This window comes from Methylorubrum sp. GM97 (assembly GCF_024347855.1).
Taxonomy (GTDB): Bacteria; Pseudomonadota; Alphaproteobacteria; order Rhizobiales; family Beijerinckiaceae; genus Methylobacterium; species Methylobacterium extorquens.
Window position 1 is genome coordinate 2740133 of the sequence record NZ_AP025942.1, and the last position, 13805, is coordinate 2753937.

At 69.4% G+C, this 13805-nt stretch carries 10 protein-coding genes; 4 read left to right on the plus strand and 6 right to left on the minus strand.

The window, feature by feature from the left end:
* Positions 1–553 precede the first annotated feature (553 nt).
* A complete protein-coding gene (locus MSPGM_RS12605; protein ID WP_003597331.1) occupies positions 554–1675 on the minus strand; it encodes a TRAP transporter substrate-binding protein in 1122 nt (373 codons plus the stop codon).
* A gap of 134 nt (positions 1676–1809) precedes the next feature.
* On the opposite strand from MSPGM_RS12605, the gene MSPGM_RS12610 reads away from it, so the two are divergent.
* Entirely contained in the window at positions 1810–2385 is a 576-nt protein-coding gene (locus MSPGM_RS12610; protein WP_003597333.1) for a tyrosine phosphatase family protein, read from the plus strand.
* A gap of 23 nt (positions 2386–2408) precedes the next feature.
* On the opposite strand, the gene MSPGM_RS12615 is transcribed toward MSPGM_RS12610, so the two are convergent.
* From MSPGM_RS12615 to MSPGM_RS12630, 4 genes are all read right to left on the minus strand, one after another.
* A complete protein-coding gene (locus MSPGM_RS12615) occupies positions 2409–3533 on the minus strand; it encodes a branched-chain amino acid ABC transporter substrate-binding protein (RefSeq protein WP_003597335.1) in 1125 nt (374 codons plus the stop codon).
* A 318-nt stretch (positions 3534–3851) separates the two neighbouring features.
* On the minus strand, positions 3852–5024 hold the full coding sequence (locus MSPGM_RS12620; protein WP_012752876.1) for a polysaccharide biosynthesis/export family protein: 1173 nt from the start codon (positions 5022–5024) through the stop codon (positions 3852–3854).
* Positions 5025–5221: 197 nt separating this feature from the next.
* Positions 5222–6688: an LTA synthase family protein gene (locus MSPGM_RS12625; RefSeq protein ID WP_003597338.1), complete on the minus strand. Its 1467-nt coding sequence runs from the start codon at positions 6686–6688 to the stop codon at positions 5222–5224.
* Between the two features lie 6 nt (positions 6689–6694).
* Positions 6695–8644: a capsular polysaccharide biosynthesis protein gene (locus MSPGM_RS12630; RefSeq protein ID WP_003597339.1), complete on the minus strand. Its 1950-nt coding sequence runs from the start codon at positions 8642–8644 to the stop codon at positions 6695–6697.
* 362 nt (positions 8645–9006) lie between these two features.
* On the opposite strand from MSPGM_RS12630, the gene MSPGM_RS12635 reads away from it, so the two are divergent.
* From MSPGM_RS12635 to MSPGM_RS12645, 3 genes are read left to right on the plus strand one after another with little or no spacing between them, the layout of a single operon-like run.
* Positions 9007–10314 carry a capsule biosynthesis protein gene (locus MSPGM_RS12635; protein WP_003597340.1) on the plus strand — a complete coding sequence of 436 codons (1308 nt, stop codon included), beginning with the start codon at positions 9007–9009 and terminating at the stop codon, positions 10312–10314.
* A gap of 56 nt (positions 10315–10370) precedes the next feature.
* Positions 10371–11138: an SDR family NAD(P)-dependent oxidoreductase gene (locus tag MSPGM_RS12640; RefSeq protein ID WP_261925660.1), complete on the plus strand. Its 768-nt coding sequence runs from the start codon at positions 10371–10373 to the stop codon at positions 11136–11138.
* A complete protein-coding gene (locus MSPGM_RS12645; RefSeq protein ID WP_003597342.1) occupies positions 11138–11995 on the plus strand; it encodes a methionyl-tRNA formyltransferase in 858 nt (285 codons plus the stop codon). Before MSPGM_RS12640 ends, MSPGM_RS12645 begins: the two co-directional genes overlap by 1 nt.
* Before the next feature lie 3 nt (positions 11996–11998).
* On the opposite strand, the gene MSPGM_RS12650 is transcribed toward MSPGM_RS12645, so the two are convergent.
* Positions 11999–13279, minus strand: a complete 1281-nt coding sequence (locus MSPGM_RS12650; RefSeq protein WP_003597343.1) for an O-acetylhomoserine aminocarboxypropyltransferase — start codon at positions 13277–13279, stop codon at positions 11999–12001.
* Between the last annotated feature and the right edge of the window lie 526 nt (positions 13280–13805).

Here is a 13805-nt window from a genome sequence, read left to right on the forward strand (position 1 = left end):
CCCGCCTTGATTCCGCGGGTCGGACGTCCCGTTCGGGGCAGGGAATGCATCAGGGCGAAGAACGTTGCATCGGGCTCGGGCCCGACGCGCCCTCCACCTCCGGGCGTCGCCCGGCGCGGATCAGAAATCGCTAAACAGTTCAATGATCTGGCGTGCGCGAAAACAATGCGCGCGGCCCCGTTTACTGCATAGGCCGCGGCGATTCATTGCGGCCGGGCCTCGAAATCGTCTGCGGCATTTGAGTGACAGACCTCGGCCGACGTGTGCCTCCACACGCGCAAACGCGATCATTGCCGACGAAGCGACTTGCAAAATCCTGAGCGAAGATCATTTTGTGCATTGCGGGAACGCAGACGGCGTCTGCCTCCCGCTGCCCTCTTTGGGCGTTTCCTCCCTAGACTTCGGGCCGCCCTTAGGGGCGGCTTTTTTTTGTTCTAGAGCCGTATCCGACCGGATTGCATCAGGCCGGCGCCTCTCGGTCCTTGTTTTGACGCGCATTTTTTCGACGAACCGGTGACCACTTCGTCGGAATGCGCTTTAAGTTCAGGTCCGATCATCCGCGGGCGCGGGCGCGGATCATGAAGTTGTCGTAGGTGTACTCGGCCACTTGGAACCAGAGGTATTCCTCGTTCCGAAAGGTCTTCATTGCGTCGTAGATCCGCTTGAAGTCCGGGTTCTTGGCCGAGAGGTCGGCATAGACCTCGTTCGACGCCTTCAAGGCCGCCTCCATCACCTCCTGCGGGAACGGGCGGAGCTGCGCGCCGCCCGAGACGAGCCGGCGCAGGGCCTGCGGGTTGCGCGCGTCGTAGCGGGCCTGGACATCGGCATTCACCTGCGCGGCCGCCGCCTGCAGGATGGCACGGTAGGTCTTGGGCAGGCCCTTCCAGGCGTCGGCATTGATCCAGAAGTGCAGGAGGGCGCCGCCCTCCCAAAAGCCGGGATAATGGTAGATCGGCGCGACCTTCTGGAGGCCGAGCTTCTCGTCGTCGTGCGGGCCGATCCATTCGGCCGCATCGAGCGCCTTGCTCTCCAGCGCGGCGTAGATCTCCGGCCCCGGCGTCGTCTGCACCGCCGCCCCGAGCTTGGCCAGCACCGTGGCGCCGAGCCCGCTAATGCGCAGCTTGAGCCCCTGGAGGTCGCCGACCGTCTTGATCTCCTTGCGGAACCAGCCGCCCATCTGCGCCCCGGTATTGCCGCCGGGCAACGCCACCAACCCGTTCTTGGCGAAGATTTCGGCGAACAGCTCCGCCGCGCCGCCCTGGAGCCACCACGCGTTCTGGCCGCGGGCGTTGAGCCCGAACGGCATCGCGGTGGCGAGGGCGAAGGCAGCGTTCTTCGCCATGCCGAAGCTGGCCGGCGCATGGCCCATCTCGGTCTTGCCGCCTCCGACCGCGTCGAGCAGCCCGTCGGCGGGGATCGACTCGCCCGCGGCCGAGACCTGGATCTGGAAGCGCCCATCGGTCGCCTCGGCCACCGCCTTGGCGAGGCTCTCGGAGGCACCGAACAGGATGTCGAGGTTGCGCGCATAGCCCGAGGTCAGGCGCCAGCGCAGCTCCGGCGTCGGTTGCTGAGCCTGGGCCGGGCTCGCCAGCGATCCGGCGGCGCTCAATCCGGCACCGAGGCCGGCGGTCAACAGGGCGCGGCGTTGCACGGACTTTGGCACGGACTTTTCCATGGATCTCCCGGCTCGTCCCGATCGCTCGGCCGCCCTTCCGTGGGCAGACCGTTGCCATACACGTGAAGCCCGCCATCCGGAAACCGGGGCAGGCCCCGTCGCCTCGCGCGGCGCGGCGTGATAGCAGGCTCGGCGTGAACACCGAAAAGCTCCACCTCCACACCGTCTGCGGCCTCGACGAACTCGTCGAGCATCAGACCCGCGGCGTCAGCCACGTCCTGTCGATCCTCGATCCCGATCGTGCGGACCCGGAGGCGTTCGGCGCCTACGGCACCCACCGGCGCACCATCCTGCGCTTCCACGACGCCATCGAGCCGGCGCCGGGCGTCGTCCTGCCGGAGCGCGAGGACGTCGAGAAGATCCTCGCCTTCGGCCGCGACGTCATCGCCGATGGCGGCGAGATCCACATCCTCGTCCACTGCCATGTCGGCATCTCGCGCTCGACCGCGGCGCTCGCGACGCTGTTCGCCGAGGCCGAGCCCGACACGCCGGCGCAAGACCTCATCGCCCGCCTCCACGCCCAGCGGGAGAAGGCGTGGCCGAACGCGCGCATGATCGCATTTGCCGACGAGATGCTCGGGAGGCAGGGCAGCCTCAGCGAGGCGGTGCGCCGCCTTCACGCGCTGCAACTGCGCAAGCGCCCGCATCTCGATGGGGTGATGCGCGACCTCAGCCGCGGCGCCGAGGTGGATGCGGCCCTGCGGGACTGACGTTCCGCCTCAGTTCATTTTGCTCAATTCGATTTGGCCGGCGTGAAGTTGCCGTCGCGCCAGACGTAGAGCACGTAGCCCTGGGCGGTGATGTCGCCCTTTGAGTCGAAGCCGACAGGGCCGAGCACCAGATCGAAGCGCTCGCCGTGCAGGGCCTTGGCGATCGCTGCGGGCTCCGTGCTGTGGGCGAAGTTGCCGGCCTCCACCAGCGCCTGGAGCGCGGCATAGCCGTAGATCATCGAGCCGTCCGCCTCGACGCCTTGCGCCTTGAACTCGGCCACCACGCCCTGCGCCTCCGGCTTGCGGCTCGGATCGAGATAGAAGGTCATCAGCACGCCGTTGCTGGCAGGGCCGGCGATCTTGGCGAAATCCGGTGTGGCGATGGCCGAGGTGCCGAACCATTGCGGGCGAAAGCCCCGTTCGGCCGCGATGCGGACCAGCCGGCCCATCTCCTGCGCGTCGCCGCCGTAATAGACCACGTCGATATTCGCCGCCTTCAACCGGTCGGCGAGGGCCACGTCATCGGCATCGCTCGGCTGGAAGGCCGCCGCCATCGCTTCGTTGACGCCGATACGGTTGAGGTTGTCCTTGGTCGCCGCCGCGAGCGTGCGCGAGGCCGGCGAGAGGTCGTTGAGGATGGCGATCCGCCGGTCGCGGAACCGCTCGGCGAGGATCGCGGCCGAGAGCTTGGCCTGGTCGTCGTCCCGGCCGCAGACCCGGAAGATCGTCGGTAGGCCGCGGTCGGTCAGCTTGGCGGCGACCGAGGCCGCGGTGATCATCACGATTCCGTTGGCAGCGTAGACATCGGAGGCCGCGAGCGACGCGTTCGAGCAGACATGGCCGACGACGAGCCGCACGCCCGTGTTCACGTAGTGGTTGGCCACCGCCACGGCCTGATTCGAATCGCAGGAATCGTCCTGCACGTCGAGCACGATGGGCTCGCCGTTGATGCCGCCCTTCGCGTTGGCGTCCCGCGCCGCCGCCTCGACGCCGCGCAGCACCTGCGCGCCGACGGTGACGTAGGGGCCGGTGCGCGGCACCGCGACGCCGACCTTGACCTCCGCCATGGCCGGAACAGCCGAGAGCAGGAGCCCGGCCAGCAGCGCGAGCGAGGCCGAACCGAGGGCGAGGGGGCGTCGGACCGTCATGGCGCCTCTTTCCCAGCCCGCTGCCCCTTTGCCAAGGTCTGCCGGTCCGGACCGTTGTCGTCTGTCAGGACGGCCGTCCTGTATCGGCTCCCGTCTCGGGACCGGCACGGTCGCGCATCCGACATCACCTTCGCTGCATGGAATGACGCCGGCTGGGCCTTTGGCAAGTCGCGATCTCGACGAAACGGGGCGGACTTTCGCAGGGGAGGGGGCGTGTACGGTCCATCCGCACCCACGCGCCACCCGGACGATGCGCTAGGCTTTCGTTCTTGCATCGTCTTTTTGCGAAAGCCGATGGCCACCTTTCGGGACGATGCTCTACCGCGTAACGGTGTAGATCGAGGCGCCGGCCGCGATGGGCGAGGCCACGGTCGAGAACACGCTCAGCACCTTGCCGAGCTCCGCGAACGGCGAACTCGACACATAGACGAGATCGCGGTTCCGCATTCGGAAGCTCTGGGTCAGGAACATCCCCTGCGCGTCGCGCAGGTTCACTCGGTACACCACCGGCACCTGCGGTGAGGACAGCAACGGCGAGTTCGGCCGCAGCCGCCGCACCACCGCCGCCGGCTCGTAGCGGAAGATGAACACGCCCGCCGGGTCGGCCTGGAACTCGCGCAGGCCGGAGGCGCGTGCCAGCGCCTGCGACAGCGTCAGCCCGTCCGCCGTGAACGGCACCTCGGTGGTGTTGCCGAGCGCGCCCACGGCCAGGAAAGTCTGCGGATCGCGCACCAGGGTCAGCGTGTCGTCGGGACGCACGAAGATGTTTTCGCGTGGGTTCGAAACCACCGTGGTCATCGGCACGGTGACGGTGCGGTTGCCGCGCGACAGGCGCACGAAGGTCTCGGATACCGGGGTGCGCACGCCCCCGGCCTGGGCGATGACGTCGAGCAGGCGGTCGCCGCGGCCCGACAGCGGCACGCGCTTGCCCATCGCCGCCTCGCCGGAGACGGTGACCGATTGCGAGACCGGCTTGGTGACGGAGACGAGCACCTGCGGCTGGATCGCCTTGCCGGCGAGCTCGGTCTCGATCAGCGCCTGGACGTCCTGAGTGCGGCGTCCGACGACCTTGATCCGGCCGGCATAGGGGACGGTGATGCCGCCATCGGGCCCGACCACCTGCTCAGGGATCGTGGCGGACTTGGAGCCGGCGGAGAAGCGGTCAGAGACGAGCGGGCCGGAGAACAGGCCGCCGGCACCGGCCTCCCAGACCTGAACCGCCACCGAGTCGCCGACGCCGATCACCGGCTCGACCGAGGGGCGATGGTCGCCGAAGGTGACGAGGAGGCTGTCGAGGGGGCGGGTGCGCAGGGCCTCGACGAGGGCGGGGGTGATGTCGATGATTTCGTAGCGGGCGAACAGACCTTCGGCGGTGGCGACGTCGGCGCCGCTCTCGATCGCCGAGGTGGTCGGCCCCGCGGCCGGCAGGACCGAACATCCCGGCAGGGCGAGGGCAGCGGCAAGGATTGCCAGGGCCGCAGCGCACTTCATCGGAGACTCCATCCGGGTCGAGGCGGGGCGCAGAGCCACGTCCGTCCCTTTTCCGATCGTCACGCAGTCACTGCGATCCATTGAATACGGGCCCCGGCCTGATGCTTGATTGACGCGTACGATGCGCCGACGGCCGGCGAGGGCTCACGCAGCAATGCGTCACCACCGTGGCACGGCTACGCTTATCCCCCAAATCCTCAACGTTTCGGGGTGACGGCGTCCCGCAGGACACAGCCGAGCTGTGCCGCGGTGAGATCGATCCGGGCAGGGGGCGAGCCGTCCCGGCCGAAACGGAACAGCGCGTAGTCCGTCGCCATCGGGCCGGATTCCGGCGGACGGAGGTCGGGCAGCGAGGGCGCATGATCGCCGAACACGCAGAGCGTCGCCCGCCGCCCGGCGAGTCCGTCGATCAGCCGCTCGATCGCTTGGCCGGTATGGGCGACGTGGTGGAGGTATTGCGCCAGCGGCTCGTCGACGCCCGTGAGCCGGCCCGGCTTCCAGGGGCCGTGATTCTCCATCGTGACGGAGAACACGAACGTGCGGCCCTTTGTGCTCCCCCGGCCCTTTGCCACCTCCGCCAGAATGCGGTCGGCGACGGCGACGTCGCCGATATAGGGGCCGATCCGAGGCGCGCCGGCGAAATCCTCTTCCATGACGAGGCGCTCGAAGCCGAGGCGCTGAAACACCCGAGCCCGGTCGAAGAAGTCGCGGTGAAAGGGGTGCACGAACACCGTCTCGAACCCGGCGGCGCGGGCGAGGCGGGCGAGGCTGGTCGGCTCCTCGCCCTTGCGCGCGAGATAGGGGTCGTAGCGGCCGAAGCCGAGGCTTTCCGGGTCGAGGCCGGTGAGGACGGCGTGCTCGGAGCGCATGGTGTAGGCGCCATGCGCGGGGACCGCGAGGCGGCCGTACTGCGCCGCCTGCGCCCGGATCCGCGCCATCGCCGGGAGATCCGGACCGGCGAGGCGGGCGGGATCGAGGAAGGATTCGAGCTGGACCACGACGACGACCTCGTCGTCGGGGCTGCCTTCGCTACGCTCCGGCACCGGGCGCGCATCATCCTCGCCGAGGCGGCGCAGCGCGTAGCCCATCATCGTCGCGACGAGCCCGTAGCGAGCGACGTCGCGGGCGAGGTTCGGGTGTGGGAAGATGCGGCGCAGCGCCCGCTGCCCGAGCGGCGTCAGGCCCGCGAGCGCGAGAGCCGCCAGCGCCACCGGCAGGCCGAGGATCGTGAGGATGGATGCGCCCGCCCCGCTCGGCAAAGCGGCGGGTTCAACGACGTACCAAGAGACAACGGTGGCAACGGCGAGCAGCAGAGGCCCGGCGATCCGCAGATCGGTGAGCGGCAGGGTGTAGTAGAGCTGCGGGTGGCGCGGCACTTGGGCGAGCAGCGCGAGGTCGCTGAACACCACCGGCTCACCGATCACCCGGCGTTTCAGCCGGTCCACCACCGAGAGGATGGCGAGCGTCAGCAGGCAAGAGGAGGCCGCGAGCCAGGGCCGCCACGAGAACTGGAACCAGAACAGCGTGATCAGCGCGTAGCCGGCGGCCCGGATCGCCAGATCGCCGGGCCGGAGGCTCGGGCGCTGCGGCGAGGCCGCCGCCTCGATGGCGAAGGCACCGGTCAGTGCGACCGCGAGGGGCACAAAATAGGTCGTGAGGCTCATGCTGTCTCAGCGGCCGGATTCACTGCGCACGCCGCGGCGGGCCCGCAGGCGGCGGATGACCGGATTGATCAGGGCGTAGCGCAGCCGCATCGTTGCGTGACGGACCGCGCCGAGGGCAAGACGCGAGGGCGGCGCGGCGGCCCGGGCCTCGCTGAGCCGGTCGAGCAGTTGCTCGGGCGTGCATGGCTTCATCGCCACCGGATCGAGATAGAGCGGGTAGAGGATCAGCGCACCCGCCACCAGGGCGTCGAGGGACAGCGTGCGACCGCGGTCGGCCCCCGGTGCCAGATCCTCGGTGAGGCCCCAGCCGGCATAGAAGGGGCGGCCGTGGACGGCGACGCTCAACCCGCGGATCAGCGCCTCGAAGCCTGCCAGCGAGGTCATGGTCTCGACATGGTGGCAGCGGTCGAGCAGGTCGACAATAGAGAGACCGCCGACGACACGGTCGGCGAGCCGCCGCACCTCCTCCTCCGGGATCGCACCGGGACGGAACCCGGCCTCGACGTCGGGATGCGGCTTGTAGAGCAGGAAGGCGTCCGGGTTGCGGGCGCGGGCGGCCCGCAGCAGCGCGAGGTTGCCGCGCACCTGCGGCGAACCGGTCAGCACCGAGGCGTCGTCCTCGACTTGGCCCGGCACCAGCACGATCCGCCGGTCCGTCGGCCAGTCCTCGCCGACGCCTTCGAGGCCGACATTGTACTTGCTCAGGCGCCGCGCCACGATCGATTCGCGCAAGGCGGCGGCGCGGGCGGTCAGCCCGGCTGGGAACTCGGCTTCCTTCAGCGTGCGGGCCAGCCGGCTCTCCACCCGCGGGTCGTAGTAGATGCCGAGATCGTCGACGACGATGGAGGCGCCCGGCTCCAGGCTGGCGCCGAGCCCGACCGAGCGCAGAAATCCGTCTTCGATCCGCGCGAAGGGCAAGCCGGCCTCCGCACAGAGGCGCGGGAGCTGCTCCGGGCAGCGGGTCGCCCAGGCCTGGACCCGGCCGCCCTGCGCGCGAGCGAGCGCCACCGCCTCGTCCGCAATCATGGTGTGGAGTGGTGGTCCCGCCGGCCCGGTGGCGAAGACATCGAGCGCGGCGCGCTTCCAGCCGGACACGCCGACGAGGACGACGCGGCGGTCATTGCCGAGGAAGCGGTCGCGCAGCCACGCCACGCGCTCCACCGCATCCGCAAGCGGGATCGGCCGGCGCGTCCACGGATCAAAGCCGTGCACGCCGGTGCCGTAACGGAGCGCCAGGAACGCCGCCGCATCCGCCGGGCGCGGGCCCGCCGCAGGGTCGGGGCAATGGGTCTCGAAGCCGGCCAGCGCCGCCTCGCAGGCCGCGTCCCACCGCGCCACGTGGATGCGCGCCGTAAGCGGAAACAGCAGCCACGGATCGACCGGGCCCGCGATCACGGTGAGCCGCGGATCGGTCGGCGCGCCGTCACGCGGGCATCCGTCGGGGCCGGCGGCGACGAAGCGCGTCCCCGGATTCTCGGCGAGAAGCCGCGTCAGGAAGCTTCGCAGGGTCGCGCCCGACGCGGCGGTTTGCGGATCAATCAGGGCGAGGCTGGGCCGCGTCTGCCCTGAGAAGAGATCGGCCGCTCCATCCGGAAGCGAGCGGGCGAAGCGGTTGCAGCCGGCGAGGCCGCGTGCGCGCAGTAGGTCGCCGAAGTCCGGGGAAGGGGGCTCGCCTCCGAGGGGCCGGCCGGCATAGCTGAGGCGAAGGCTCGAAAGGCCGGTCTCCGGCGAATCGTAGGGGCTGAGGAGCGGGCCCGGCGCGACCCGCAGAACCGCCTTGCCGTCGGCTGCCGTCGCCGACCACAGGGCCGGCGGGCCGGGGGAGCGGAAGGTCAGCGATGCACCCGTTGCCGCCTCGATCTGCGCGCGCAGAAGCCGGACCGTCCGGCCGAGCGGCAGGTAGGTGCGGGGCAGCCCGGTATCGCCTTGCGGCTCGATGGGGCGCAGGTCGGTCATGGCCGGTCGATCATGGCGGGGCCTGCTCCATAGCCCAAGCCTCGTCCTGGGCCCAGGCCGGTCCGAGCATGGGCTGAAACTTCCTATGCGCCGACACCGGCGGTACGGCGCGCTTCGGCCACGGCTGTGAAGAACGCACTTTTCCGGGGATGGATTGGCACCGGACACAACGGAGCCGCAATCTGGCGCGAGAGGTGCCTCGACCGATCGTCACAGTCGTGGCGTGATCGATCGGCAACGGAGGCTGCAAATTCTCCCGGTCGCCTCGCGCAGCGGTTGTCGTTCGTGGGACTATCGTGAGAGGCGTTTGGCCAGATGACGCAACGCGCACCGCTTCACGACTAGGGATTGAGCGCCTGGGAATGACGCAGCCTCGTGCACATGCCATAGGCCCCCGCGCCGCCACCTTCCTGTTTCTGCAGGGGATCGCCTCCCCGTTCTTCTCGGTCCTCGGCAGCGCCCTGCGCGAGCGCGGCCACGGGGTTCGCCGCATCAATTTCTCGGCCGGCGACTGGTTGTTCTGGCCCTTTCCCGCCGACCATTACCGCGGCAAGCGCGACGGCTGGGACGCCTATCTCGAAGCCTATATCCGCACGCACGCTGTCACCGACATCGTGCTGTTCGGCGATTGCCGGCCCTACCATCAGGCGGCAGTGCTCGTCGCCAAGCCGATGGGCGTGCGCATCCATGTGTTCGAGGAGGGCTACATCCGGCCCTACTGGATCACGTGTGAGGCCGGCGGGGTGAACGGCAACTCGACCCTGCCGAAGCGGGCGGAGGAGATCCGGGAGCTGGCGCGCAAGCTGCCGCAGCCCGGCCGGGCCATGCCGCTCACCGGAGATATGGGCCGGCGCAGCCTGTGGGATATCAGCTTCAACATCGCCAATATCGGCTTTCCGTACCTCTATCCGGGCTTTCGCACCCACCGGCCGAACCACATCGCCGCCGAATATGCCGGCTGGATCCGGAAGTTCGTGCGCCGCCGCCGCACCCGCCGCGAGGCCGCGCGGGTGAACGAGATCTACCACGCGATCAACGCCGACTACTTCCTGCTGCCGCTCCAGCTCGACAGCGACTACCAGATCCGCGTCCACTCGCCGTTCCTCGGCGTCGAGGGCTTCATGGACCGGGTGATCGCCTCCTTCGCCAAGCATTCGCAGGCGCCGACGCGGCTGCTGGTGAAGCTGCACCCGCTCGACAGCGGCATCATGAACTGGCGCAAGCGCGCCCGCCAATCGGCCAAGCGCCACGGCTGCAACGACCGGCTCGACTTCATCGACGGCGGCGACCTGCCCAAGCTCATCGACGGCAGCCGTGGCGTCGTGCTGGTGAACTCCACCGTCGGGATGCTCGCCCTCGAGCGCGGACGGCCGACGCTGGCCTTCGGCTCGGCGGTCTACAACATGCCGGGCCTGACCCATCAGGGCGACATCGACACGTTCTGGGGTGCCCCGCAGGCACCCGACGCGGCGCTGATGCAGGATTTCTTCCGGGTCGTCATGCACCGCACCCAGATCAACGGCGGCTACTTCTCCCGCTCGGCGATCGAGCGGGCCGTGGCCGGCGCCGTGCCGCGTCTCGAGGCGGCGCTTCCGCCTGCCGCGCTGGCTGCCGCGCGCGACACGCTGGAGCAGGCCGGCCGCGACGGAAACCTCTCCCCCGCCTATTGACCGCCGGCTTTCGACACGGTCACGACCCGGCTCCTCAGCGGAAAGACCTCCTCTCCTTGCCCGTCATCCTGATCACCGGCGCCTCCAGCGGCATCGGCGCAGCCCTCGCGTGCTACTACGCCGGGACCGGTGCGAGCCTCGTGCTCACGGGCCGCGATCGGGAGCGGCTGGAGGCGGTGGCGCAAGAGTGCCGGACGCGCGGGGCCGCGGTGCTGACGCGGCTGATCGACGTGCGCGAGCGGGAGGCGGTCGGCGCCTGGATCCGCGAGACCGACGCGGCGACGCCGCTCGACCTCGTCATCGTCAACGCTGCGGTGAATGGCGGGCACCCGTCCGGCGGCCTTGAGACCGAGGCGACGGCCTTCGAGACGGCGGACATCAACCTCACCGGCGCGCTCAACGTGATGCTGCCCTGCGTGACCCTGATGAGCGGGCGCGGCCGGGGGCAGATCGCGCTGATCTCCTCGCTGGCCGCCTACGCGCCGCTGCCCGACGCACCGGCCTATAGCGGCGCCAAGGCGGCGCTCCTCGCTCACGGCCTTGCGCTCCGCCAGAAGCTGAAGCCGCTCGGCGTGCGCCTCAGCGTGGTGACGCCGGGCTACGTCAAGACGCCGATGGGCGGGGTCATCAAGGGCTGGCGCCCCCTGGAAATGTCGGCGGACGAGGCCGCCGCCCGCATCGCTAAAGGGCTGGAGCGTGACCAGGACGTCATCGCCTTCCCGGCGATCCTCGCCGCGCTCGCCCGTGGTGCGCTGTTGGTGCCCGAATGGCTGCGCAGCGCCGGTCTCAGCGGCTTCCGTTTCCGCAACCGGCCGCGGCGCTGATGCCGCCCCTCCGGATCGCCCTGTTCGCGCTGGAGGCGCTGCCGAACGCCCGGGCCGTGCGTCGCTTCGTGGCGGATCACGCGGCGGCGATCGCCTTCGTCGGCCTCTCCAATGCCGAGCGACCGGCGACGGGTGGGCTCGTCGGTCAGGTCCGGCAGCATCTCGCCCGGTCCGGCCCCGGCTTCCTGCCCTATCTCGGCGTCAATTTCGGGCTGCCAGACCTGCTGCGCCCGCTCGCGCCTCTCACCCAGCGCCTTGCCGGCAGTCGCGAGAAGCCCGAGGCCACGCCGCTCGCCGCTTTGTGTCACCAACTCGGGATTCCAACACTGCGGGTCGATGATGTGAATGGCCACGAGGTTTTCCAGGCCTTTGCGGCGCACGCACCTGACCTGATCGTCACCTTCCACTTCGACCAGATTCTATCCGAGGCGACGCTCGCGCGTTCGCGGCTCGGCGGGATCAACCTCCACCCGAGCCTGTTGCCGCTCCATCGCGGCCCCGTGCCGACGATTCACGCGCTGGCGGACGGGAAGGGGGAGTTCGGTGTCACCGTCCACCGCCTCGCGCCCGCGATCGATGCCGGGGCGATCCTGGCCCAGGAAGCGGTCGCGCTGCCCGACGGCACCACAGCCACGCGCGCCGCCGTGCACTTGCACGAGCACGGTCGCCTCCTGGTCGATCGCGTGCTCGGCGAGATCGCCGCCGAGGGGACGATTCCCGCGGGTCGAACCGTTCCGGTGCTGCCCTATCGCGGCTTTCCCGACCGGGCGCTGCTGGCGCGGATGCGCCGCGACGGCCGGCTCCTCACCGACGCGCAGGACTTACGGGACGCGCTGACGCTGTCCCGCAAGGGGTGAGGCTCACGCCCGCAGGGCGGCGTCGAGATCGTCGATGAGATCCTGCGCATCCTCGATACCGATCGAGAGGCGCACAACCTCGGGGCCGGCGCCTGCCGCCCGCTTCTGCTCGTCCGTGAGCTGGCGGTGCGTGGTCGAGGCTGGGTGGATCACCAGCGAACGGGTGTCGCCGATATTGGCGAGATGGCTGAAGAGCTGGAGATTCGAGACCAGTTTCACGCCGGCCTCGTAGCCGCCCTTGAGGCCGAAGGTGAACACGGCACCCGCGCCCTTGGGCGTATAGCGCTGCGCGAGCGCGTGGTAGCGGTCGCTCTCCAGGCCGGGATAGCTCACCCAATCGACGTTGGCGTGGTTCTTGAGGAAGGTCGCCACCTTCAGGGCGTTGTCGGAGTGGCGCTGCATCCGGAGCGGCAGTGTCTCGATGCCATTCAGGATCAGGAAGGCGTTGAACGGCGACAGCGACGGCCCGAGATCGCGCAGGCTCAGCACGCGCACGGCGATGGCGAAGCCGAAATTGCCGAAGGTCTCGGCCAGCACCATCCCGGCATATTCCGGCCGCGGCTCCGACAGCATCGGGTAGCGCGCATCGCCCTGCCACTGGAACGTGCCGCCATCGACGATGAGGCCGCCGATGGAATTGCCGTGGCCGCCGAGGAACTTCGTGGCCGAATGCACGACGATGTCGGCGCCGTGCTCGAACGGCTTGATCAGGTACGGCGTCGCCATCGTGTTGTCGACGATGAGCGGGATGTTGTGACGCTTGGCGATCACCGAGAGCGCGGCGATGTCGGTGATGACCCCGCCCGGATTGGCGATGCTTTCACAGAAGATCGCCTTGGTGCGCGGGGTGATGGCGCGCTCGAACGAGTCCGGATCGTCGGTGTCGGCCCAGACCACCTGCCAGCCGAAGTTCTTGTAGGAGTGATTGAACTGGTTGATCGAGCCGCCGTAGAGCTTGTTGGCCGCGATGAACTCGTCGCCCGGCTGCATCAGCGCGTGCAGGGTCAGGAATTCGGCGGCGTGGCCCGAGGCGACGGCGAGCGCGGCGGTGCCGCCTTCGAGCGCGGCGATGCGCTCCTCCAGCACCGCGTTCGTCGGGTTGGTAATGCGGGTGTAGATGTTGCCGAAGGCCTGGAGCCCGAACAGCGAGGCGGCGTGGTCCACGTCGTCGAAGACGAAGCTCGTCGTCTGGTAGATCGGCGTCGCCCGCGCGCCCGTGGCCGGGTCGGGGGTCGCGCCGGCGTGGATCGCGAGGGTGTTGAAGCCGGGCTGGCGGTCGGTCATCGAAAAACTCCTCAAGACGCGTCGTTTACGCCCGTGCTCTTCGGCGGTGCAAGCGCCCGAAGCCGCTTGGGCGGCTTCGCCGCGCGAAGAGTGCGGCGCGGAGCGGGCTTTTCAGGACTTCGGTCCTGAAAAGCATCGAGCGGAGCGGCAGCCTGAGGCCGCGGAGGCGGTCGCCGGCGCTTGAGGCCGGAGAAAAGAAAGCGGAGCGGTCGCTCCGCGGCCTGCGACCTTGCGCATCGGCCCATGGCCACCGTGTTGGGCCGGCCCCGACGGAGGCCGAAACGTTCGAATGGTGCGCCGGGGTAACGATCGATCGGGAACGTTGCGGCACTGCACAGCGCTCAAGCGCAGCAGTCTAGACATGTTCGCATCTGCCATGTCACAGAGCCGCGCGACCCAAACGGTAATCCGGTGACCCACGGTCGCATTGATTGCCCCGGCGCGATGGTGTCTGCCGTTGCGTCAGATTTCGAATTTGAAAGCCTTCAAGGTGCGCGCGGGCGAAATCGCCGGAGTGCTGCCCGGA

Coding starts and splice junctions, on each gene's coding strand:
- MSPGM_RS12605 (WP_003597331.1), bottom strand. CDS start 1,675: ATGGAAAAGTCCGTGCCAAAGTCCGTGCAACGCCGCGCCCTGTTGACC.
- MSPGM_RS12615 (WP_003597335.1), bottom strand. CDS start 3,533: ATGACGGTCCGACGCCCCCTCGCCCTCGGTTCGGCCTCGCTCGCGCTG.
- MSPGM_RS12620 (WP_012752876.1), bottom strand. CDS start 5,024: ATGAAGTGCGCTGCGGCCCTGGCAATCCTTGCCGCTGCCCTCGCCCTG.
- MSPGM_RS12625 (WP_003597338.1), bottom strand. CDS start 6,688: ATGAGCCTCACGACCTATTTTGTGCCCCTCGCGGTCGCACTGACCGGT.
- MSPGM_RS12630 (WP_003597339.1), bottom strand. CDS start 8,644: ATGACCGACCTGCGCCCCATCGAGCCGCAAGGCGATACCGGGCTGCCC.
- MSPGM_RS12635 (WP_003597340.1), top strand. CDS start 9,007: ATGACGCAGCCTCGTGCACATGCCATAGGCCCCCGCGCCGCCACCTTC.
- MSPGM_RS12645 (WP_003597342.1), top strand. CDS start 11,138: ATGCCGCCCCTCCGGATCGCCCTGTTCGCGCTGGAGGCGCTGCCGAAC.
- MSPGM_RS12650 (WP_003597343.1), bottom strand. CDS start 13,279: ATGACCGACCGCCAGCCCGGCTTCAACACCCTCGCGATCCACGCCGGC.